This is a genomic window from Saccharopolyspora tripterygii (assembly GCF_054778355.1).
This window is the reverse complement of record NZ_BAAGZP010000018.1, coordinates 68,117-90,740: the sequence shown is the minus strand read 5'-3', so window position 1 is coordinate 90,740 and position 22,624 is coordinate 68,117. Positions and strand designations below refer to the sequence as shown.

Here is a 22,624-nt window from a genome sequence, read left to right as displayed (position 1 = left end):
TTCACCGTCCAGACTCGCGCGAACGACGTCATGACCCGCCCAGTATCTGCCCTTCCCGTGGGCCGGGGTCGGGTGGGGCCCGGTTCGCGCGGCGTGTTCGTGGTCGTGGGAGCCGGGAGGGTCAGGAGCTCTGGCGGAAGGCCTGGAGCAGGCGTTCCGTGGCGAGGCTCGCGGTGAGCTCGCCGGCGCGGACCTGCGATTCCACCCCGCCGACGATGTCGCGGACACCGGGGTCGTGGGTGAACTCCGACATCAGCTGCTCGCGCACCATGGCCCAGGTCCACTCCAGCTGCTGCCGGCTGCGCTTGGCGGCGAGCTCACCGGTCTCCGAGAGCGTCTTGTGATGCTGCTCGACCTGCTCCCAGAGGGTGTCCAGCCCCAGCGAGCGCAGTCCGCTGCAGGTCAGGACCGGGGGAGTCCACGACGCGCTGACCGGGGTCAGCAGCCGCAGGGCGCTGCGGAGCTCGCGCGCGGCCTTCTTGGCCTCCATCTCGTGCTCGCCGTCGGCCTTGTTCACGGCGATGATGTCGGCGAGCTCCAGCACGCCCTTCTTGATGCCCTGCAGCTGGTCACCGGTGCGGGCCAGCGACAGCAGCAGGAAGCAGTCGACCATCCCGGCGACCGTCACCTCCGACTGCCCCACACCGACGGTCTCCACCAGCACGACGTCGTAGCCCGCGGCCTCCATCAGCAGGATCGTCTCGCGGGTCGCGCGCGCCACGCCGCCGAGCGTGCCCGCCGACGGTGACGGGCGCACGAACGCCGCCGGGTCGGACGCGAGCCGGCCCATGCGGGTCTTGTCGCCGAGGATGCTGCCGCCGCTGCGCGTCGACGACGGGTCCACGGCCAGCACCGCCACCCGGTGCCCCTGCCCGGTGAGCGTGGAGCCCAGAGCCTCGATGAAGGTCGACTTGCCCACGCCGGGCACACCGGTGATGCCGATGCGGTGCGCACCGCCGCTGTGCGGGAGCAGCTCGGTGAGCAGCTGCTGGGTCAGCGCGCGGTGGTCGGCGCGGGTGGACTCCACCAGCGTGATGGCCTGCGCCAGCTTCGTGCGCGAACCGTCGAGCACGCCCTGGGCGTAGTCGTGGATGTCGATCGTGCGTGGCATCAGTGTTCGAGGCGGGTTCGGAGTTCGTCGAGTAGCCCGGTCGCGGCATCGGCGATGACGGTGCCGGGCGGGAAGATCGCCGAGGCCCCGGACTGGCGCAGCGCGTCGAAGTCAGCGGGCGGGATGACGCCGCCGACGACGATCATGATGTCCTCGCGGCCGACCGCCGCGAGCTCTTCGCGCAGCGCGGGTACGAGCGTGAGGTGCCCGGCGGCGAGGCTGGAGACGCCCACGATGTGCACGTCGGCTTCGGCGGCCTGGCGCGCGACCTCGGTGGGGGTCTGGAACAGCGGGCCCACGTCGACGTCGAAGCCGAGGTCGGCGAAGGCGGTGGCGATGACCTTCTGGCCGCGGTCGTGGCCGTCCTGGCCCATCTTGGCGACCAGGATGCGGGGTCGGCGCCCCTCGGCCTCGGCGAAGTCCTCGACCTGCCGGCGTGCGGTTTCCAGCTGCTCGGAGGGGCCGGACTCTTCCCGGTACACACCGGAGATCGTACGGATCTGGCCGGAGTGGCGGCCGAAGACCTTCTCCAGCGCGTCGGAGATCTCCCCGACCGTGGCCTTGGCGCGGGCGGCGTCGACGGCCAGGGCCAGCAGGTTGTGCGCGAGGTCGTCGGGCCGCTCGTCCGACAGCGACGCTTCGGCGGCGGCGGTGAGCTTGCGCAGCGCGTCGTCGCAGGCGGCGGAATCGCGTTCCTCGCGGAGCCGGCGCAGCTTCTCCAGCTGCTGCGCCCGGACGTCGGCGTTGTCGACCTTCAGGACCTCGATCTGCTCGTCGCCGTCGTAGCGGTACTTGTTGACGCCGATGAGCGGCTGGCGGCCGGAGTCGATGCGCGCCTGGGTGCGGGCGGCCGCCTCCTCGATGCGCAGCTTGGGGATGCCGGCGTCGATGGCCTGGGCCATGCCGCCGGCGTCCTCGACCTCGCTGATGTGCGCCCAGGCGCGTTCGGCGAGGTCCTGGGTGAGCCTTTCCAGGTAGTAGCTGCCGCCCCAGGGGTCGATGACCCGCGTGGTGCCGGACTCCTGCTGCAGCACGAGCTGGGTGTTGCGGGCGATGCGGGCGGAGAAGTCGGTGGGCAGCGCGAGGGCCTCGTCGAGTGCGTTGGTGTGCAGCGACTGGGTGTGGCCCTGGGTGGCGGCCATCGCCTCGACGCAGGTGCGCGCGACGTTGTTGTAGACGTCCTGGGCGGTCAGCGACCAGCCGGAGGTCTGCGAATGAGTGCGCAGCGAAAGCGATTTCGGGTTGGTCGGCTCGAACTGCTTGACGAGCTTGGACCAGAGCAGCCGTGCGGCGCGGAGTTTCGCCACCTCCATCGCGAAGTTCATGCCGATGCCCCAGAAGAACGACAGCCGGGGCGCGAACGCGTCGATGTCGAGACCGGCCTGCTTGCCCGCCCGCAGGTACTCGACGCCGTCGGCCAGCGTGTAGGCGAGTTCGAGGTCGGCTGTCGCTCCGGCTTCCTGGATGTGGTAGCCGGAGATGGAGATGGAGTTGAACTTCGGCATCTTCTGGCTGGTGTAGGCGAAGATGTCGGAGATGATCCGCATGGACGGCTGCGGCGGGTAGATGTAGGTGTTGCGGACCATGAACTCCTTGAGGATGTCGTTCTGAATGGTCCCGGCCAGCTGCTCGGGTGCAACACCTTGTTCTTCGGCGGCCACGATGTAGAGCGCCATGACCGGCAGCACCGCGCCGTTCATGGTCATCGACACGCTCATCTTGTCCAGCGGGATGCCGTCGAAGAGCTGCCGCATGTCCAGGATCGAGTCGATCGCCACACCGGCCATGCCGACATCACCGCCCACGCGGGGGTGATCGGAGTCGTAGCCGCGGTGGGTGGCCAGGTCGAAGGCGACCGACAGGCCCTTCTGCCCGGCGGCGAGGTTGCGCCGGTAGAAGGCGTTGGAGGCCTCCGCGGTGGAGAAGCCCGCGTACTGGCGCACGGTCCAGGGCTGGTTGACGTACATCGTCGGGTACGGGCCGCGCAGGAACGGCGCCAGACCCGGGTAGGTCGACAGGAAGTCCAGACCGTCCACATCGGATTCCGTGTAGAGCGGCTTGACGTCGATGCCCTCCGGGGCCTCCCACGACAAGGCGTCGGACTCCTTGCCGGTGGCCGCCAGCACCTCTGAGCGCCAGCGCTCCTCGTCCGCTCCGGGCGGGTCCTCCAGCGGGACCTCGGCGAAGTTCGGGATCTGCGTCATCGTCGGACTCCCAACTCGGCGTGCACGGCGTCGAGGACGGTCAGCGCATCACAACCGGCGTGGATGTGACCGTCGACGGCGTGGGCGTCATTCGGTTTACCCGCCAGCAGAACGGTTTCCGCCCCGGCCTGCTTCAGCGCGAGCGCCGTGTCGGCGGCGCGCTCGGCGTAGATCTTGTCGCTGGAGCACAGGCACACCACCGGGGCGCCCGAATACGCGGCCAGCACCTCATCGATCGACTCGGTCGGGCCCGCCTCGGTGGCGTCCAGCCCGCCGGCGGCGAACAGGTTGCGGGCGAACGAGGCCCGCGCGTTGTGCGCCGCCAGCGACCCCAGCGTCGCCAGGAACACCGAAGGACGCTCGCCCGTCTCCGCCGAGCTCGCGTCGGCGGCGTCGCGCAGCGCCTCGAAGTCCTCCGCGTAGCGGTGCACGGGAAGCCCGCCACCCGGCCGCTCCGGGGCGGGCGTGCGCTCCAGCAGCTCCTCATCCAGGTTCGGGAACTCGCTGACACCGGTGATCGCGTCGCTGCGACGGGCCACCGCAGCACGGCGCTCCTGCCAGATGTCCTCGATCTCCTCGCCGACCAACCCCGACTCCAAGGCCTCCGGCAAACCGCCGACCGCCTCGATGCGCTGGAACCACGCCCACGCCTTGCGGGCCAGCTCGTCGGTCAGCGACTCCACGTACCAGGACCCGCCCGCCGGGTCGATCACCTGCGCCAGGTGGGACTCCTCCAGCAGCAGGGCCTGGGTGTTGCGGGCGACGCGGCGGGCGAAGTCGTCCGGCAAACCGATCGCGGCGTCGAACGGCAACGTCGTGACCGACTGAGCGCCGCCCACACCGGCGGCGAAGGTGGCGATCGTGGCGCGCAGCATGTTCACCCACGGATCGCGGCGGGTCAGCATCGCCTGCGACGTCACCGCGTGCTGCACCTGCGCCCGGGCCGGCTCGCTCACCCCGGACGAGCGGGTGACCTGCTCCCACAGGCGACGGGCCGCGCGCAGCTTGGCGATGGTGAGGAACTGGTCGGCGGAGGCGGCGTAGCGGAACTCCAGCTGCGCGGCAGCGGTGTCGACGTCCAGACCGGCCTCGGTCAACCACCGCAGGTAGGTGACACCCGCCGCCAGGGAGCAGCCCAGCTCCGCGGCATCGGACCCGCCCGCGTCGTGGAACGGCAGCGCGTCCACGCTCAGCGCCCGCAACTGCGGGAACTCCGCCGCGCAGCGCTGGGCCAGCGCGACCGCCGCATCGCGATCCCCGGTGACGCCGGTCCGGGCCTGCACCGCCAGCGGATCCGCACCGAGGTTGCCGCGCAGTTCACCGGCAGGCACGCCCTGCTCGGCAGCGAGGTCCAGCAGCGCCTCCGCCGCCGTCGCGAACTCGGCGCCCGCGTCGAGGCTCACGCCGATCATGTCCAGGTGCACGCCGTTGAGCGCGTCCGCCAGGTCCCCGACGGCGATGCCGCCCGCACCCAGGCGCAGCCACAGCGACGACACACCGTTGTGGAGATCGGCCAGCACCTCGCGGTTCGTCTCCGCGACATCCGGGTGCTCGTGGCGCTGGCGGACGTCCCAGCCCTCGGCCACACCGCCCTGCGGACGGCTGCCGCGCACGAACGGCGCCAACCCCGGAAGGCCCGGATCGGCCGGCGCGGAGGTGTAGAGCGGGCGCACCCGGACACCGTCGTGCGTCGTCGAGTTCAGCACGCCCTCGACCGGACCCGACGGCGGCTCCTCGCCGATCAGGCCGGATCGCTCCAGCACCTTGTGGACCTGGACCTGCCACTGCTCGTGAGTCGGCTCGGGGAACTCCGCGGCCAGCGGGAGTTCCGGCCGGCCGCCGCTCGTCGTCGAGTGCGCCACCATGGACCAGATGGTAGGCCGCGTGGACCGGCCTGAACCCGATCAAACCTGTGACGCGTGTCTCCGCCGGTAAACGGGGTTCACTCGATTGTTGGAGATGTTGTTCGGGGGGCGTGGGTCGTGGGGAAGTTTTCATGAAAACTTCGACCTTGTCCCAGTGGGGACGGAAGTTTTCATGAAAACTTCGGTTTTCGGAACTACGGTCTTGTGCCGCAGAGGTGGTACACCCAGCCGTTCTCCGGGGTGTAGTGGAGTTCGTACTGGGTTTCGATCTTGGGGCCGTCGTGCAGGTGGATGTGCTTGAGGAGGCGGCCTGCTACCGCTTCGTGGTCGCGCAGGTCCTGGACTCTGCCGTCCAACGGACCGCCCACGAAGCGCACGTTGCGGGTCGACATGGCGCCTCTCCTTCCGCCTGATGCCCGGGCCTGGTCCCATGGTCGCTGATCACCCGGGTCTTCCACCAGCGAGGACACCGGTGTGGAGGAAGCGGGGCCGACTCGTACCCCGGATGCCCCGCGTCGGGGGTGGCCAGGGACGATGGAACGACGATGAAGCTCACCGACCAGCTCCCAGCGCTCACCGCCGGCGACCCCGATCCCGACGCCCAGTTCGAGTCGTTCGTCGAATGGACGATCTCGTTGGGCATCGAGCTCTACCCGGCGCAGGAAGAAGCGCTGATGGAGGTCGTGACCGGCGCGAACGTGATCCTGTCCACGCCCACCGGATCCGGCAAGAGCATGGTCGCCACGGGCGCGCACTTCTCCGCCCTGGCCACCGGCAAGCGCAGCTTCTACACCGCGCCGATCAAGGCCCTGGTCTCGGAGAAGTTCTTCAGCCTCGTCGAGGTCTTCGGCGCGGAGAACGTCGGCATGATGACCGGCGACTCCAGCGTCAACGCCGACGCGCCCATCATCTGCTGCACCGCAGAGATCCTGGCCAACATCGCCTTGCGCGACGGCGTCGACGCCGACGTGGACCAGGTCGTGATGGACGAGTTCCACTTCTACGCCGAGCCCGATCGCGGATGGGCCTGGCAGGTGCCGCTGCTGGAGCTCACCCGCGCCCAGTTCGTGCTCATGTCGGCCACCCTCGGCGACGTCAGCTCGTTCGAGGAGGACCTCACCCGCCGAACCGGACGCAGCACCGCGGTCGTCACCTCGGCCGAGCGGCCCATCCCGCTGAACTTCCGCTACGCCAAGACCCCGCTGCACGAGACCATCGAGGAGCTGCTGGCGGGTCAGCAGGCGCCGGTCTACGTCGTCTACTTCAACCAGGCCTCGGCCCTGGAGCAGGCGCAGGCGCTGATGAGCGTCAAGGTCGCCTCCCGCGAGCAGCGCGACCGCATCGCCGAGACGATCGGCGATTTCCGGTTCACCGCGGGCTTCGGCAAGACGCTGTCGCGCCTGGTCAGGCACGGTATCGGCGTCCACCACGCAGGCATGCTGCCGAAGTACCGGCGGCTGGTGGAGCAGCTCGCCCAGGCGGGGCTGCTCAAGGTCATCTGCGGCACCGACACGCTCGGCGTCGGCATCAACGTGCCCATCCGCACCGTGCTCATCACCGGTCTCACCAAGTACGACGGCGTCCGCACCCGGCACCTCAAGGCGCGCGAGTTCCACCAGATCGCCGGTCGCGCCGGTCGAGCCGGCTACGACACCGCCGGGTTCGTGGTGGTGCAGGCGCCGGAGCACGAGATCGACAACGAGCGGGCGATCGCGAAGGCGGGCGACGACCCGAAGAAGAAGCGCAAGGTGGTGCGCAAGAAAGCACCCGAGGGCTTCGTGTCGTGGAGCGAGAAGACCTTCGACAAGCTCGTCGAAGCCGAGCCGGAACCGCTGCGGTCGAGCTTCAACGTCAGCCACTCGATGCTGCTCAACGTCATCAACCGGCCCGGCGACGCGTTCGCGGCGATGCGCCGGCTGCTGGAGGACAACCACGAGGACCGGCCCACCCAGCGCAAGCACATCCTGCGCGCGATCGCGATCTATCGGGCCCTGCTGGCGGCCGACGTGGTCGAACAGCTCGACACCCCCGACGAGCAGGGGCGCAGGGTCCGGGTGACGGTGGACCTGCAGTTCGACTTCGCGCTCAACCAGCCGCTCTCGCCGTTCGCGCTGGCCGCGATCGAACTGCTCGGCACCGACTCGCCGACCTACTCGCTGGACGTCCTCAGCGTCATCGAGTCCACACTGGACAACCCCAGGCAGGTGCTCGCGCAGCAGCAGTTCAAGGCCCGCGGCGAGGCCGTCGCCCAGATGAAGGCCGACGGCATCGAGTACGACGAGCGCATGGAGCTGCTGGAGGAGATCACCCACCCCAAGCCGCTCGAAGAGCTCCTCGAAGCCGCTTACGAGACCTACCGCAAGGGGCACCCGTGGGTCGGTGAGCACGAGCTGTCGCCGAAGTCCGTCGCGCGCGACATGTACGAGCGGGCGATGAACTTCGTCGAGTTCGTCAACCACTACGGGCTCGCCCGCTCCGAAGGACTCGTGCTGCGCTACCTCGCCGACGTCTACAAGGCGCTGCGGCACACGGTTCCCGACGACGCCAAGACCGAAGAGCTCACCGACATCATCGAATGGCTCGGCGAGCTGGTCCGGCAGGTCGACTCCAGCCTGCTCGACGAGTGGGAGAAGCTGCGCCACCCGGGCGACGACGCCGTGCAGGCGGCCCCGCCCGAACCGGAGCGGGTCACCCGCAACCTGCGGGCGTTCCGAGTCCAGGTCCGCAACGCGCTGTTCCGCCGCGTCGAGCTCGCTTCGCTGCGCCGCTACGACCAGCTCGGCGAGCTCGACGCCGAGGAGGGCTGGGACGCCGAGGCGTGGGCCGACGCGCTGGACGACTACTTCGCCGAGCACGACGAGATCGGCATCGGCCCGGACGCCCGCGGCCCGCAGATGCTCATGATCACCGAGGAGTCCGACCGCTGGCTGGTGCGGCAGATCTTCGCCGACCCGGCCGAGGACCACGACTGGGGGATCAGCGCGGAGGTCGACCTCGCGGCCTCGGACGAGGCGGGCAGCGCGGTCGTGCGGATCACCGACGTCGGCGAGCTGTAGGGCGCCAGGAGCTGGTTATGGACTGCTTTGCGTGGCGGTGCGGGTAGCGGAAACCCCTGATGGGGACGCTCGACGACCCTTCGGGGGCTGCGCCGAAGCCGTCATCGCAATACGATCCGGGCAAGATCCCCGCAACTCGTGCGAAGGAGCGTCGTCATGCCGCAGACCGTCGTCGTCGGAGTGGACGGATCTCAGGAGTCGGTGCGCGCGCTGCGCTGGGCCGCCGATCACGTGCGGCAGGTGGGCGGCATCCTGCACGTGGTCACCGTCTGGTACCAGCCCGTCCAGTTCGGTTACCGCCTGGCGTCCCCCGACACCGAGCTGCAGAAGCAGGGCCAGCGGGCCCTGGACTCGACCGTGGAGCAGGTCAAACCCGAGTTCCCGAACGTCGACATCAGGCCGAGGCTGATCCGGGGCCAGGTCGTCGACGAGTTCGTGAAGCTCTCCCGGCAGTGCGATCTGATGGTCGTCGGCGACAAGGGCCACGGGGCCTTCGCCGGGATGATGGTCGGATCGGTCGCGATGAAGATCGTCCACCACGCGGTCTGCCCGGTCACCGTCGTCCGCTGAACCACGCCCCGTGATGGCGGGTTCACGAGCCGTGCCCGCTCGCGATGATCCGCGCCCGGTACTCTTCGGTGCCTGAGAAGTGTGCGTCGGGGGATGCGGGCCGCTGCTGCGGCGCGCGGGCCGAGCGAAAGCGGTGTGCGATGCAGCAAGCCGAAGACCTCACGCTGTTCGAGCTCAGCGGGTGGAGTTGGCTCAACGAACCGGCGAACTGGCTGACCTACGCCGGTCTGACCGTCACCAGCGACACCGACACGGACTTCTGGCAGACGACGCACTACGGGTTCACACGCGACACCGGGCACGCCTTGCTGCGGCCCGTCGGCGCCCAGTTCCGGATGCGCGCCCGGTTCTTCGGCGACTACCGCGAGCAGCACGACCAGGCCGGGCTGATGCTGCGCGTCGACGCGGACAACTGGATCAAGGCCGGCATCGAGTACGTCGACGGAGAGCAGTACCTCTCGGCGGTGGTCACCCGCGAGCACTCCGACTGGAGCGTGCTGCCGCTGACCGCGGCGTGCGGTGATGTCGAGTCGGTGACCATCGAGATCGATCGCTTCGAGGACGCCGTGCACGTCCGCTACGCCGCCGAGGGCGGTGAGCCCGTCAACAACCTCCGCATGGCCTACTTCCCGCCGGACGTCCCGGCCCAGGCCGGGCCCATGTGCGCCTCGCCGGACGGCGCCGGGTTCCCGGTCCGCTTCTCGGAGATCACCTTCTCGGAGTGATCTCCGCCCACTCCGCCTGACGGGGGTTCGTCTCAGGTATCGGCTGGACCCCGGCTTCGTCGCGCGCTACGGTTAGGGCAGTCGTACAGGACGAGTGACCTGGAGGGTTCGGGATGAGTTCACCTGCGGCGGAGCGCGGGCGCGAGGTCCGGCAGCGGCTGCTGGCCGCCGCGGTCGAGCTGATCCCCGAGCGCGGCTGGACCGCGGTGAGCACGCGCGTTCTCGCCGAGCGGGCGGGTGTCACGCCGAGCGTCGTGCACTACCACTTCCCGTCGATGGCGGAGCTGCTCAACGAGGCCGTCCTGGGGCTGATGCGGCAGGTCCTCGCCGCCTCCGAGGAACAGGTCGGCGAGGGCGGTGACCCGGCTTCGTCGATCCGCGCGATGGTCGCCTCGGTCGCCGGGTACACCGGCGACGACCCGACCTCGCTGGTCTTCCTGGAGGCCTATCTGGCGGCGACCCGCGACGCGGGGCTGCGGGAGCGGATCGGTGCCGAGCTCAGGCGCTTCCGGGACGGGGTCGGTGCGCTGCTGGCCGCCCACGGCGTGCCCGAGCCCGAGGCGACGGCGGCGGTGCTGGCCGCCGCGATCGACGGTCTGCTGCTGCACCGGGCTCTCGCCGAGGGCCCGGACACCCGGGCCGTGGCCGACGTGCTGGGGAGATTGGTCCCCGGGGAGGAGCGACGATGAAGATCGTGGTGTGCGGAGCCGGTATCGCCGGGCTCGCGCTGGCCGGGCAGGTCGCCGAGACCGGTGCCGAGGTCGTGCTCGTGGAGCGGGCTCCAGGGCCCCGGCCCGAGGGCTACATGATGGACTTCTTCGGGCCGGGCTACGACGCGGCGCGGGAAATGGGACTGCTGCCCGCGATCCGCCGGCGCGCCTACCAGGTCGAGGAGATGAGCCTGGTCGACGAGCGCGGCCGGCGACGCGCGGGGCTGGGCATCGCCCAGTTCTCCGACGGCGACCTGTGCAGCATCATGCGGCCGGACCTGGAAGACGTGCTGCGCGAAGCGCTTCCGGCCGGGGTCGAGCCGCGTTACGGGGTGCGGGTGGTCGGAGTCGACGAGCACGACGACGGTGTGCGCGTCGAGCTCTCCGACGGTGCGGAGGTGGAAGCCGACCTGCTGGTGGGCGCCGACGGCATCCACTCCTGCGTGCGGCGGCTGGTCTTCGGCGAGGAATCCCGATTCGTGCACCACATGGGTTTTCACACCGCGGCGTTCACGTTCGACTCGCCGGAGATCCACCGCGAGGTGGCCGACCGGTTTTGCCTGACCGACACGGTGGGCAGGCAGATGGGCTTCTACGGGCTCGCCGGCGGACGGGTCGCGGCCTTCGCCGTGCACCGCACCTCGGATCCCGCGCTGCCGTCCGACTTCCGGTCGGCGGTGCGCGACACCTACGGCGGCATGGGCTGGGTGGTGCCGGAGGCGCTGGAGAAGTGCCCGGAATCGGGGATCTACTACGACCAGGTCGCGCAGGTCCGGATGCCCGCGTGGAGCAGCGGGCGCGTCGTGCTGCTCGGCGACGCCGGGTACGCGGTCTCGCTGCTGGCGGGCCAGGGCGCATCGCTGGCGATCGCCGGGGCCTACGTGCTGGCGGACCGCCTGGCGCGGGCGGATTCGATCCCCGAGGCCCTGGCCGACTACGAGCGGTTGTGGCGTCCGATCGTCGAGGAGAAGCAGCTCACGGGCCGGAAGGCCGCCCGCTGGTTCCTGCCCGCCTCGGCACTGCAGCTCCGGCTGCGCCGTGCGACGTTGCGCCTGGCGGGCTTGCCGGTGCTCGACCGGTACGTCGCGGCGCTGCTGGCGGGCAAGTCCACGGCGCTGATCACCGAGCTGCGGCGCGACGCCCGCGTGCAGCTCAGACAGGGCGGGGCGCGTACATGATCACGCCGACGCCGACCAGGCAGATCAGCGCGCCGATGATGTCCCACCGGTCCGGGCGGAAGCCGTCGAGCAGCACGGCCCACACCAACGAGCCGGCCACGAACACCCCGCCGTAGGCCGCCAGGATCCGGCCGAAGTGCGCGTCCGGCTGCAACGTCGCGACGAAACCGTAGACGCCGAGCGCGAGCACGCCCGCGCCCATCCACAGCAGGCCCTTGTGCTCCCGCACGCCTTGCCACACCAGCCACGCCCCGCCGATCTCGGCGATGGCGGCCAGCACGAACAGCACCACGGACCGAACGATTCCCATGAGTGCACCGTAGGCCCTCTCGCGGAACGTGATCGAACGCGCACGGTCGGTTGATCTCGGGCGGCGGGATCGTGGTCGTGGTGGCGGAGAACTCGAACAGCGGTCCGGACTCGAACTTCGCGCCGAATTCGACTCATCCCGGGGTCACGGGATCTGGCGGGCCGCGGTGATCAGGTCGCGCGTCTCGGTCTCGTCGAGGACGTGGTGGGGGCCGAAGTCGACCTGGCCGCCGGGGGAGAGGATCTGCCGACGAGGTGCCGCGTGGATCTCGTCGATTCCGGTGGCCTCGGCGATGCGGCGGGCGTTGTGCGAGCGGATCCCGCCGCACGCGGTGAGGGCGACGCCTGCTCGCGCCATGCGCCGCAGCACCGGGAGACCGTCCTCGGCGCGGGTAGCGCCGCCCGAGGTGAGGATGCGCCGGATGCCCAGTTCAGCAGCGGTGTGGGCCGCCTCGACCGGGTCCGGGCAGACATCGATGGCCCGGTGCAGGGCGACCGGGACGCCGCCGGCTTCGGCGATGAGCTCGCCGAGCACGGCGGCGTCGAGCCGTCCGTCCTCCCCGAGCGCGCCGACCACGACGCCGGCCGCACCTGCGGACGCGGCGTGCCGGACGTCGGCGCGCATCGCGGCGACCTCGGAGGGCGAGTACGCGAACCCGCCCTCCCGAGGCCGGATCAGCACGTGCACCGCGCTGCGGTGGCACCGGTCTTGCACCGCCGACAGCAGGCCGGGCCCGGGCGTGAGACCGCCCAGGGCGCCGGCCGAGCACAGCTCGATCCGGTCGGCTCCCAGGCGGTCCGCCGCGACGGCGCCGTCGACGCCGTCGGTGCTGATCTCGACCTTCACATCAGCCCGGTGATGTTGCCGTCCGCGTCCAGGTCGATCGACTCGGCCTGCGGGTGCGAGCCGAGTCCCGGCATCGTCCGCATGTCACCGCAGATCGGGTAGACGAAGCCCGCACCGACCGACGCCCGGACCTCGCGCACCGGCAACGTCCAGCCGGTGGGCGCGCCCAGCAGCGACGGGTCGGAGCTCAGCGAGAGGTGCGTCTTGGCGATGCAGACCGGCAGGTGGCCGTAGCCGTTGGCCTCGTAGCTGTCGATGGACTTGGCGGCGGCCGGTGCGTAGCTGACGGACTCGGCGCCGTAGACCTTGGTCGCGATCGTCTCGATCTTGGTCCGCAGGTCGGCCTCGTCCGGGTAGAGGACCTGGAAACCGGCCGGTTCCTCGCAGGCGGCGACGACGGCCTCGGCGAGCTCGGTGCCGCCCTTGCCGCCCTCGGTGAAGTGGTTGCTGACCGCCACGTGCGCGCCTTCGGCTTCGGCGACCTGGCGGATCGCCTCGTGCTCGCTGGTGAAGTCGCTCGGGAAGGCGTTGATCGCCACCACCGGGGAGACGCCGTGCAGGCGGATGTTGTCGATCTGCTTGCGCAGGTTGTCGGCGCCCGCGAGCACGTCCTCCGGGTTCTCCTCCAGCATCTCCGGCGGCAACGGTTTGCCCGCGACCACCTTGTACCGGCCCGAGTGCGCCTTGAGCGCGCGCACCGTCGCCACCAGCACGGCGGCGTCGGGCTGCAGCCCGGAGGTGCGGCACTTGATGTTGAAGAACCGCTCGGCGCCCATGTCCGCGCCGAACCCGGCCTCGGTGATCAGGTAGTCGGTGCAGCGGCTGCCGACGAGGTCCGCGACGATCGAGGAGTTGCCGTGCGCGATGTTGCCGAACGGCCCGGCGTGCACCAGCACCGGCGTGTTCTCGGTGGTCTGCATGAGGTTCGGCTTGAGCGCGTCGCGCATGATCACCGCCATCGCGCCCGCGGCCTTGAGCTGCTCGGCCGTGACCGGCTCGCCGTCGGGGGTGTAGCCGACGACGATGCGCCCGAGACGCTTGCGCAGGTCGGCCAGCGACGTCGACAGCGCCAGCACGGCCATCACCTCGCTGGCGGCGGTGATGTCGAAACCGGTCTGCCGCGGTCCGCCGTCCACCTTGCCGCCGAGGCCGGAGACGATGTTGCGCAGGTCGCGGTCGTTGACGTCGAGCACCCGGCGCCAGGTGATCCGGTGCGGATCGAGGCCCAGCGCGTTGCCCTTGTGCAGGTGGTTGTCGACCATCGCCGACAGCAGGTTGTGCGCCGCGGTGACCGCGTGCATGTCACCGGTGAGGTGCAGGTTCAGCGACTCCATCGGCACGACCTGGCTGTAGCCGCCGCCTGCCGCGCCGCCCTTGATGCCGAAGGTCGGGCCCATCGAGGGCTGCCGGACGGCCACCGTGGAGCGCTTGCCGATGTGGTTGAGCGCCTGCCCGAGGCCGACGGTCGTGGTCGTCTTGCCCTCGCCCAGCGGGGTGGGCGTGATGGCCGAGACCACGACGTAGCGCGAGCGCGGGCGGTCGGAGAGCTCGTCGATCGCGTCGAGCGAGATCTTCGCGACGTTGCGCCCGTAGGGCTCCAGCAGGTGTTCCCCGATGCCCAGCTGGCCCGCGATGTCGTCCATCGGGCGCAGCTCCGTCGCACGGGAAATGTCCAAATCGGACGGTATGGTCATCCCAGAACCTCCTGCGAGGTGGTCGGTCACGCCGGGCGGTCCGCGTAGCCGGACAGCCGGACCGCCAGATCGTCGCGCCACCGCACCGTCTTGGTGACCTCGTTGAAGGTGAACAGGTGCCAGCCGGCGATCGGCGAGTCGGGGTCGGTCAACTGCGTGGACAGCTCGTCGAACAGGTCCTCCGGCGTGTAGCGTGCCAGCATCTTCGAGACCGCGTCGTACTGCTTTCGCAGGAACCGCGTCGACTCACCCAACCCGATCCGCATCGCGATGCGCAACAGTCGGCGCGCGTCCACCACCCCGGGCACTCCCACGTACACCGGCGCGCGCACGCCGCGAAGCCGCACGTCACGGGCCCAGTCGGCGATAGTGCGAGGGTCGAACGTGATTTGCGAAACCACGTAGTCGGCGTAGTCCGATTTATCCGACAACGCCCGAATGGCGCATTCGTCCGTGATAAGCGCGTGGCGTTCCGGGTACCCCGCCACGCCGATGCGGGAGGGCAACCGGCCCATCCGCTCCATCGCGCGCAGCAGGGACAGCGAATCGGCGAACTCGCCCAGCGGCCGAGGGGAGTCCCCGGCGACGGTGAACACCTCGCTCACCCCGGCCGCCTCCAGCCGGTCGAGCACGCCCGCCAGGTGCGCGCGATCGCGGATCGACCGGGCGGCCAGGTGCGGCACCGCGTGCAGGCCCCTCGCGGCCAGCCGCTCGGCGGTGTCGATGGTCGGCCCGATTCCCTTGGCGGGCGAGGCGGTCACGGTCACCGTGCTGCCGGGTTCGAGTTCCTCGACGTGGGCGTCGCCGACCGGGAGCACCTCGTAGCGCATCCGGTCGAGGGAAAGCCGCAGCTCTGATGCCATCTCGCCCCCTTCACGCGCTGCGCGTCAAGCGCTTGGGGATGTCCTTGGTCGGGTCCAGGAACGGCTTCTCGGACACGACGGCCTGCTGCGGGCCGTGCTGGGTGTGCACGACGAGCTCGGTGCCGGGCTCCTGGTAGGCGATCGGCACCATCGCGTAGCCGATGTTGGCGTCCAAGCGCGGGGACCGGGCCGCCGAGGTGACCTCGCCGATGCGCAGCCCGTGCGGGTCGTGCACGTCGAAGAAGTCGATCATCGATCCGTCGTTGAACGAGCCGACGCTCGGTCCGTCGATGCGCACGCCCACCAGCTTGCGGCCGACGCCCTCCCGCTTGATGCGGCGCAGCGCCTCCTTGCCGAGGAAGTCCGCCTCCTGGTCGAGGTCGACCATCCAGGTCTTCTCGAAGCCGTAGCCGGCCTCGAAGGGGTTGGTCTCGGCCGTGATGTCGCAGCCCCACGACAGGATCCCGGCCTCGATCCGGCGGATGTGGCAGGGACCGATCACCGTGAGGTCGTGCGGCTCGCCCGCCTCCCAGATCGTGTCCCACAGCCGCACGCCGTCGCGGGAGGCGTGGTGGAGGTAGATCTCGTAGCCGAGCTCCGCGGTGTAGCCGGTGCGGGAGACGATCACCTGCATGCCGGCGAGCTCTCGTTGCACCGCGTAGTAATAGGGGATGTCCAAGATGGACTCGCCGAACAGGTCGGCCATCACCTCGCCCGACTTCGGGCCCTGGACCTGCACCGGTCCGACGTCCGGTTCGCGGATGTCCACGTTCATGCCGAGGCCGTGGGCGAGCGCCTTGGCCCACAGCAGCACGTCGCTGTCGGCCAGCGAGAGCCAGAAGTGGTTCTCGCCGAGGCGCAGCAGCACCGGGTCGTTGAGGATCCCGCCGTCGGTCCCGGTGACGAACACGTACTTGCACTGACCGACCTTGCACTTGGTGAGGTCGCGGGGCACGAGCATGTTGGTGAACTCGAAGGCGTCCGGCCCGGTGATCTCCACCTGGCGCTCGACGCCGACGTCCCACAGCGTCACGCCCTCCAGCAGCGCCCAGTACTCGCCGACCGGATCCCCGTAGTGCCTCGGGTGGTACGTGTGGTTGTACACGCTGTACATGCCCACTCCGTGCCGCCGCGACGCGTAGAAGAACGGCGATTTCCGGAGCCGCGGGTACAGCAGGACTCCAGGATCCGAGTTGACGCCCATGATGCTCCTCCAAGTCTCGTTCGACGCGGTGTCGGCGGAATGCCCACGAGGTCGGTGGGATTCCGGGTCTGGATTTCGGGTAAGCGACCACCTGGGGTGATCGACGGTTGCCGGGTGCGGGTCGGGTCACCGGCGCATGCGGGTCATCCGCGGGTCGTAGGCGGGGTCCGGGATGACCGTGACGGGGTGGCGTTGGTCGAAGTAGGTGACCGTCAGCCGGGTGTCGGGGCGTGAGAGGTCGGTGGGCAGCCAGGCGTAGGCGAGGCTGGCTCCGAGGGTGTGGCCGTAGGCGGCGCTCGTGGTGAAGCCGACGGGCCGATCGCCGTCCAGGACCGGTTCCGAGCCCATGAGGACCGTGCCGTCGTCGACCCGCAGGCAGCACAGCCGCCGGGCGGGTTCTCCCTGGCGGAGCAGGGAGTCCCGGCCGATGAAGGGGCCCTTGTCGGGCTTCACCGCGAATCCGACGCCGGCTTCGGCGGGCGTGTGCTCGCTCCACATGTCGGTTCCCCAGGCCCGGTAGCCCTTCTCGATCCGCATCCCGTTGAACGCCCCGCGACCGGCAGGGAAGATCTCGTGCCCGGAGTCGGCGAGCAGATCCCACAGGCGGCGGCCGAAGTCGGCGGAGGTGTAGAGCTCCCAGCCGAGTTCGCCGACGTAGGACAGCCGCAACGCCACCACCGGGACCTCGCCGACGTGCAGTCGCCGGGCCCGGAAGAAGCCGAACGCTTCGTGCGAGACGTCGGCGTCGGCCAGCGGGGCGAGCACGTCGCGGGCGCGCGGCCCCCACAGCCCGACGCAGCAGGTGCCGCCCGTGATGTCGCGGACCTGCGTGGTCTCGTCGGCGTGCGCCCGCAGCCACGCGACGTCGCGGGGGCCGTTGCAGCCGACCTGGAAGTGGTCCCGCTCCAGCCGCGCCACGGTGATGTCCGACCGGATGCCGCCTTCGGGCGTGAGCATCAGCGTGTAGGTCACGTACCCAGGGGAGCGATCGATCCTGCTGGTGGTGAGCTGTTCCAGCAGCGCGACCGCGCCGGGGCCGGTGACCTCGGCGCGCGCCAGCGAGGTCATGTCGAACATCGCGACCCGCTCGCGCGCGGCCTGGTGCTCGGCCCCGACGATCGGCGACCAGAACCGGCCCGCCCACTCGCCCGGGCGCGCGATCTCCCGCCCGCTGACCAGCGTTTCGTTGCTCGCGTACCAGTGCGGACGTTCCCACCCGGAGGATTCGAGGAACACCGCGCCGAGGTCGCGCTGCCGGTCGTGGAACGGGCTGGTGCGCAGCGGCCGGGGCTGCTCCGGCGGCTGCTGCGGGTGGATGATGTCGTAGACCTCGCGGAAGCTCTGCGCGCTGCGCTGCGCGAGGTAGGCCGGGCTGAGGGCGAAGTCGTCGAACCGCCGCAGGTCGGCCTGCCGGAGATCGACCCCGGGCGTGCTCCCTGCCAGCCACTGCGCCATCGCCCGCCCGACGCCGCCGGCGTGGGTGATCCACACGGCCTCGGCGACCCAGAAGTTCTCCACCTCCGACGGGCCGAGCACCGGCATTCCGTCGGAGGTGAACAGGAACAGCCCGTTCATGCCCTCGTCGATCTCGGCGTCGCGCAGCGCGGGCAGCAGCTGCCGCGCGGCTTCCCACTGCTCGGCGAAGTCCTCCGGGGTGAACGGGTGCACCGAGGCCATGCCCTTCCAACCGCCGCCCTCGGCCGGGGCCTCGGTCCCCGGCGTGGCGGTGGGGGAGAGCTCGTCGGTGTGCACAGGAATCACCCGGTGCCGGTAGGAGCCGATGCCGTAGCGGTCGTGCGCCTGCCGGAAGTACATCGACCGGTCCTGGTGCCGCAGGATCGGTTGCGCCACTTCGGTTTCCCCGTCGCTCAGCACCGGCGTGGTCACCGCGTACTGGTGCGCGAGCGGTTGCACCGGAATGCTCACCCCGGCCATGCGCCCGATCTTCGGCCCCCAGATCCCCGCGCAGCACACCACGGTTTCGGCCGCGATGTCGCCGGAGCTGGTGCGCACGTGGGTGATCCGGTCACCGCTGAGGTCGAAACCGGTGACCTCGGTGCCGCCTTCGAAACGCACGCCGAGTCGACGGGCCTCGCGGATCATCGCTTCGGCGGCCCGCACGGGTTTGGCGATCCCGTCGGAGCCGACGTGCAGTCCGCCGTGGATCCGCTCGGGGTCGATCGCGGGGATGCGTTCGCGCACCTGCTCCGCGTCGAGCAGCTCGCCGTCGATGCCCCACGCGGTGGCCAGGCCGAGCTTGCGCCGCAGGTCGTCCCAGCGCTCCGGGGTGGTGGCCACCTCGATGCCGCCGACCTGGTGGAAGCACGGTCTCCCGTCGACTTCCAACGAGGAGTACAGGTCCACCGTGTCGGCGGCGAGCCTGCTCATCGTCTCGGAGGCGTTGGTCTGGAAGACGAGACCCGGCGCGTGCGAACTCGACCCGCCGGTGGCGGGGAGCGGGCCCTGGTCGATCACGAGGACATCGGTGATCCCCAGGCGCGCCAGGTGGTAGGCCGTGCTGCACCCGACGATGCCGGCCCCCACCAACAGGATGGTGACGCGTGAGTCCATGGCTTCCGCCTTGTTGCGCCTACGACAACTACCTGCGCATATCGCAACAGTGCGCTCGGCGGGAGGGGTGCGTCAAGGGTTCTCCGGGGGGAATTTCTGGCGTGGATCTTGTTGTGGGACAAGGGAAAGCGGTGTCCCTCTTTCGTGGATTGGCCCGCCGGTCGGAGCGCTCCTAGCCTGGGCTGACATCCCCACGTCAGGGAGGTGTCCGTGGTCGCGGCACCGCTTCCGCACCCGCCCGCCGGTGAGCCGGGCGGTGGTGAGGTGCGGCGTGGCGTGCTCGCGGACCGCGCCGCCGAACTCGCGGAAGTCCTGACCGAAGAACCGCTCCTGAGCCAGCTCGACCTGCGCACAGATGCCGAATTCGCGCTGGGGTTCCGGCTTCCGCGCACCAACCTCGTCACCGGGGGCGAGCACCGCGCCGCCCTGGGCCTGGGGCCGGACGAGTACCTGCTGATCGGGGTCGTCGGCACCGAGCCCGGTCATCGCAGCGCGGTCGATGTCTCGGCCGCGCGAACCTCGCTGCGGCTCAGCGACCGGAACGCGCTGCAGTCCCTGTGCGCCCTCGACCTGCACCCCCGCGCGTTCGCACCGGGGACCTGCGCGCAGACGCGGCTCGCCCGGGTCCCGGTGATCCTCTGGCGGCTCGGCACCGACTACCGGGTTCTCGTCAGCAGCTCCTACGCAGGTCACGTCGCCACCGCGTTGCTCGGCGCTCGCCAAGCGACCCCGGGTGTTGCACAATGAGGAACAGAACTGCCCGTCCATCCCGGATGATCGCGGAACAACTCCGGCGAGCCGATAGGGTCTGGCCCGTGGCTAGTGCGTCTGAATCTCGCGGAAGCAGCTCGGGTGCCCTCGTGCAATCGGTGGACCGGGCGGTCACCGTGCTGGAACTGCTGGCCCGCAACGGCGAGGTCGGCATCACCGAGATCGCCGGCGAGCTGGGCGTGCACAAGTCCACCGCCTCCCGCCTGGTCAGCGTGCTGGAGTCGCGAGGTCTGGTCGAGCAGCTGGGCGAGCGCGGCAAGTACGCCATCGGTTTCGGCATCGTGCGCCTGGCGGGTGCGGCCACCGAGCGGATGGACCTCTCGCGCATCGGCCAGTCCTACTGCGATTCGCTGGCCACCGAGCTCGGCGAGACCGTCAACATCGCCATCCGCGACTACGACGTGGCGATCAACATCAGCCAGGCGCGCGGCACCGCCTCGGTCACCGCGCACAACTGGGTCGGCCAGCGCACACCGCTGCACGCCACCTCCAGCGGCAAGGTGCTGCTGGCCAACGCGCCTCGCGACGACCAGGACCGCATCCTGGCGCGCAAGCTGGAGCAGTACACCGAGAAGACCGTCACCGGCGCTCGCCAGCAGCGCAAGGACTTCGACCTCATCGTCCAAGACGGGTACGCCACCAGCTACGAGGAGTTCGAGATCGGGCTCAACGCCGCCGCGGTCGCCGTCTACGACCACGAGGGCAACGTCGTCGCTTCGCTGAGCGCGTCCGGCCCCACCTACCGGTTCACCCGCAAGCGGGTCCGCGAGGCCGTCGGCTTCATGCGGGAGGCCGCCGCGGACCTCTCGGCGCAGCTCGGGTTCCTGCCGTCAGTCCCGGGTGAGTGACAGCTCCTCCAGGTCGAGCTGGTGCATGACCCGGCGCAGCACCTCGTCGTCGATCCGCCGGGCATCGCGGAACCGCACGAACACCGCGCGCTCGGCGGCCAGCATCTCGCTGCGCAACCGCCGGTAGGCGGCGGTCGGGCTCTCGCCCAGCTCGTCGTCGGAGCGTCCCAGCCGTTCCCACGCGCGGTTCGCGCGCTCCTGCGCGGCCTGCCGGAGCTGCTCGGCCACGTCCCCCGGAGGCTCGGCCTCCCCGGCCAGCTCGTCGAGGCGCTGCTGCGACGCGCGCGCGGCGTCGTGCCTGGCCTGGGCCTCGGCGAGCGCGTCGGTGTAGTCCTCGCCGCCGGTCACCCCCAGCCGCTCGATCAGCCTGCTCAGCATGGTGCCGTGCAGCAGCAGCGTCACGAGGGTGACGAACAAGGTCAGGAACAGCACCTCGTCGCGGTGCGGGAACGGCTCGCCGGAGCTCGTGACCGTGGGGATCGCCGCTGCCGCCGCCAGCGACACCACCCCGCGCATCCCGGCCCACGACACGACCAGCTTGTACCGCCAGTCCGGCCGCTTCCCGCGCACCCACTCCGGCAGGTACATCACGCCGAACACCCACACGACCCGCGCGAGAACCACCGCGAGCGTCAGCGCGCAGCCGGCCAGCAGCAGCGGCCCGAAACCCGTCTTCACCCCGGCCACGACGCTGCTGAGCTGCAGGCCGATCAGGGCGAAGACGACCGATTCCAGCAGCGTGTCCACCGCTCCCCAGACCGCCTTGTCCTGCACCCGAGTCGCCGCGCTGCGCGCAGGGGACTGGTACCCCAGGTAGAGCCCGGCGACCACCACCGCCAGCACGCCGGAGGTGTGCGCCTCCTCGGCGACGAAGTAGGCGAAGAACGGCACGATCAGGCCCACCGCGCTCTCCAGCACGTCGTCGCGCAGCAGCGGCTTGATCCGGTGCACCACCCAGGCGATCACGAAGCCGATCAGCGTTCCGCCCACCGCAGCGAGCAGGAACATCCCGAACCCCGTCAGCAGCGAGGTGCCGGTGCCGATCGCCGCGGCCACCGCCACCCGGTAGGCGGTCAGCGCCGTCGCGTCGTTGACCAGGCTCTCCCCGCTGAGCACCGTCATCAGCTTGCGCGGCAGCCCGACGCGCCGGCCGATCGCCGTCGCCGCCACGGCGTCCGGCGGCGCGATCACCGCGCCGAGCACCAGGGCCGCGCTGAGCGGCAGGCCGGGGACCAGCCACCACGCCACCAGCCCGGCGACCGCCGTGGAGAACAGCACGAGCCCGATGGCCAGCAGGCCGATCGGGCGCAGGTGCGCCTTGATCCCCACCGTCGAGCTCCGCAGCGCCGCCGAGTACAGCAGCGGCGGGAGGATCAGCAGCAGCACCACTTCGGGGTTGATCGCGTAGTCCGGCACGCCCGGGATCGCCGACACCGCCAGTCCCACCACGACCAGCAGCAGCGGGGACGGCACTCCGAGGCGTCGGGACAGGGCCGTGATGGCGAGCGCGCCGGCGAGCAACGCCATCAACGCGGGCAGGTCGTGCATGCTCACTCCCGTCGGGACATGCTGGGAGGCAGGAAGAAGAAGGGACGGACGATGTCGGATCGTTGCGCACACCTGACCAGTGCCGCCACCCAGCGGCCGAACCCCAGCAGCCCGGAGGGATGCGAGGACTGCCTGGCCGAGGGCGAACGGGTGTGGGCCCACCTGCGGCTCTGCACCGAGTGCGGGCACGTGGGCTGCTGCGACTCCAGCCCCAACCGGCACGCCACCGCTCACCACGAGCAGACCCGCCACCCGGTGGTCCGCTCGTTCGAGCCGGGGGAGGACTGGATGTGGTGCTACCCCGACGAGCAGCTCACGGCGTGAGCTCGGCCAGCCGGGCGGTGTGCGGGCGGACTCCTGCTGGGATTCCTCGGCTGGTCTCGCCCCTGGCCGGCCGGCTGCGCTGCCTGCCGTGGACGAAGTAGATCACCAGGCCGAGGGAGCATCCAGACGCCGAAGCACAGCCAGTTCCAGCCTTCGAGGTCGAGCATCAGGTAGCGGCACGCGACGGCGGCCAGCGCCGGAACGAACGGCACCACCGTTCGCGACC

General features: G+C 70.5%; 19 protein-coding genes and 1 pseudogene. 8 read left to right on the top strand and 12 right to left on the bottom strand.

Annotated elements, in window-relative coordinates; genetic code table 11:
• Positions 1-121: 121 nt before the first annotated feature.
• The 4 genes from meaB to ACYVF3_RS14290 all read right to left on the bottom strand — a co-directional run bounded on the left by meaB (position 122) and on the right by ACYVF3_RS14290 (position 5,572).
• Complete coding sequence (gene meaB / locus ACYVF3_RS14305) at positions 122-1,111, bottom strand: methylmalonyl Co-A mutase-associated GTPase MeaB (protein ID WP_461154699.1); 990 nt, start codon at positions 1,109-1,111, stop codon at positions 122-124.
• Positions 1,111-3,315, bottom strand: a complete 2,205-nt coding sequence (gene scpA, locus ACYVF3_RS14300; RefSeq protein ID WP_461154698.1) for a methylmalonyl-CoA mutase — start codon at positions 3,313-3,315, stop codon at positions 1,111-1,113. The genes meaB and scpA overlap by 1 nt, the downstream gene beginning before the upstream one ends.
• A complete protein-coding gene (locus ACYVF3_RS14295; protein WP_461154697.1) occupies positions 3,312-5,180 on the bottom strand; it encodes a methylmalonyl-CoA mutase family protein in 1,869 nt (622 codons plus the stop codon). Before ACYVF3_RS14295 ends, scpA begins: the two co-directional genes overlap by 4 nt.
• A 194-nt stretch (positions 5,181-5,374) precedes the next feature.
• Complete coding sequence (locus ACYVF3_RS14290) at positions 5,375-5,572, bottom strand: hypothetical protein (protein WP_145737388.1); 198 nt, start codon at positions 5,570-5,572, stop codon at positions 5,375-5,377.
• Between the two features lie 153 nt (positions 5,573-5,725).
• On the opposite strand from ACYVF3_RS14290, the gene ACYVF3_RS14285 reads away from it, so the two are divergent.
• The 5 genes from ACYVF3_RS14285 (at position 5,726) to ACYVF3_RS14265 (ending at position 11,419) form a co-directional block, all read left to right on the top strand.
• Positions 5,726-8,236, top strand: coding sequence for a DEAD/DEAH box helicase (locus ACYVF3_RS14285; protein WP_461154696.1), 2,511 nt, complete (start codon positions 5,726-5,728; stop codon positions 8,234-8,236).
• A gap of 156 nt (positions 8,237-8,392) precedes the next feature.
• Positions 8,393-8,806, top strand: coding sequence for a universal stress protein (locus tag ACYVF3_RS14280; protein ID WP_461154695.1), 414 nt, complete (start codon positions 8,393-8,395; stop codon positions 8,804-8,806).
• Positions 8,807-8,946: 140 nt separating this feature from the next.
• Complete coding sequence (locus ACYVF3_RS14275; protein ID WP_461154694.1) at positions 8,947-9,531, top strand: DUF1349 domain-containing protein; 585 nt, start codon at positions 8,947-8,949, stop codon at positions 9,529-9,531.
• 113 nt (positions 9,532-9,644) lie between these two features.
• Entirely contained in the window at positions 9,645-10,220 is a 576-nt protein-coding gene (locus tag ACYVF3_RS14270) for a TetR/AcrR family transcriptional regulator (RefSeq protein WP_461154693.1), read from the top strand.
• Positions 10,217-11,419 (top strand): FAD-dependent monooxygenase, encoded by a 1,203-nt coding sequence (locus ACYVF3_RS14265; protein ID WP_461154692.1) that lies wholly within the window; start codon positions 10,217-10,219, stop codon positions 11,417-11,419. The genes ACYVF3_RS14270 and ACYVF3_RS14265 overlap by 4 nt, the downstream gene beginning before the upstream one ends.
• Here ACYVF3_RS14265 and ACYVF3_RS14260 read toward each other — a convergent pair.
• The 6 genes from ACYVF3_RS14260 to ACYVF3_RS14235 form a co-directional block, all read right to left on the bottom strand.
• On the bottom strand, positions 11,394-11,729 hold the full coding sequence (locus ACYVF3_RS14260; RefSeq protein ID WP_461154691.1) for a YnfA family protein: 336 nt from the start codon (positions 11,727-11,729) through the stop codon (positions 11,394-11,396). The genes ACYVF3_RS14265 and ACYVF3_RS14260 overlap by 26 nt on opposite strands.
• Before the next feature lie 144 nt (positions 11,730-11,873).
• Positions 11,874-12,575, bottom strand: coding sequence for a copper homeostasis protein CutC (locus ACYVF3_RS14255; protein ID WP_461154690.1), 702 nt, complete (start codon positions 12,573-12,575; stop codon positions 11,874-11,876).
• Complete coding sequence (locus ACYVF3_RS14250; protein ID WP_461154689.1) at positions 12,572-14,269, bottom strand: formate--tetrahydrofolate ligase; 1,698 nt, start codon at positions 14,267-14,269, stop codon at positions 12,572-12,574. Before ACYVF3_RS14250 ends, ACYVF3_RS14255 begins: the two co-directional genes overlap by 4 nt.
• Positions 14,270-14,295: 26 nt before the next feature.
• A complete protein-coding gene (locus ACYVF3_RS14245; protein WP_461154688.1) occupies positions 14,296-15,132 on the bottom strand; it encodes a methylenetetrahydrofolate reductase in 837 nt (278 codons plus the stop codon).
• A 10-nt stretch (positions 15,133-15,142) separates the two neighbouring features.
• Positions 15,143-16,336: a glycine cleavage T C-terminal barrel domain-containing protein gene (locus ACYVF3_RS14240; RefSeq protein ID WP_461154687.1), complete on the bottom strand. Its 1,194-nt coding sequence runs from the start codon at positions 16,334-16,336 to the stop codon at positions 15,143-15,145.
• A 126-nt stretch (positions 16,337-16,462) separates the two neighbouring features.
• Positions 16,463-18,907 (bottom strand): FAD-dependent oxidoreductase, encoded by a 2,445-nt coding sequence (locus tag ACYVF3_RS14235; protein ID WP_461154686.1) that lies wholly within the window; start codon positions 18,905-18,907, stop codon positions 16,463-16,465.
• Positions 18,908-19,117: 210 nt separating this feature from the next.
• On the opposite strand from ACYVF3_RS14235, the gene ACYVF3_RS14230 reads away from it, so the two are divergent.
• Positions 19,118-19,654 (top strand): sarcosine oxidase subunit gamma, encoded by a 537-nt coding sequence (locus ACYVF3_RS14230; protein WP_461154685.1) that lies wholly within the window; start codon positions 19,118-19,120, stop codon positions 19,652-19,654.
• Between the two features lie 113 nt (positions 19,655-19,767).
• Complete coding sequence (locus ACYVF3_RS14225) at positions 19,768-20,526, top strand: IclR family transcriptional regulator (RefSeq protein WP_461154684.1); 759 nt, start codon at positions 19,768-19,770, stop codon at positions 20,524-20,526.
• Here the strand turns inward: ACYVF3_RS14225 and ACYVF3_RS14220 are convergent.
• Positions 20,509-22,074 carry a Na+/H+ antiporter gene (locus tag ACYVF3_RS14220; protein ID WP_461154683.1) on the bottom strand — a complete coding sequence of 522 codons (1,566 nt, stop codon included), beginning with the start codon at positions 22,072-22,074 and terminating at the stop codon, positions 20,509-20,511. The two genes, ACYVF3_RS14225 and ACYVF3_RS14220, sit on opposite strands and share 18 nt — an antisense overlap.
• Positions 22,075-22,125: 51 nt before the next feature.
• On the opposite strand from ACYVF3_RS14220, the gene ACYVF3_RS14215 reads away from it, so the two are divergent.
• Positions 22,126-22,398: a UBP-type zinc finger domain-containing protein gene (locus tag ACYVF3_RS14215; protein ID WP_461154682.1), complete on the top strand. Its 273-nt coding sequence runs from the start codon at positions 22,126-22,128 to the stop codon at positions 22,396-22,398.
• Positions 22,399-22,526: 128 nt separating this feature from the next.
• On the opposite strand, the pseudogene ACYVF3_RS14210 reads toward ACYVF3_RS14215, so the two are convergent.
• Positions 22,527-22,610, bottom strand: a pseudogene (locus tag ACYVF3_RS14210) (hypothetical protein); the annotation flags it as partial.
• Positions 22,611-22,624 lie beyond the last annotated feature (14 nt).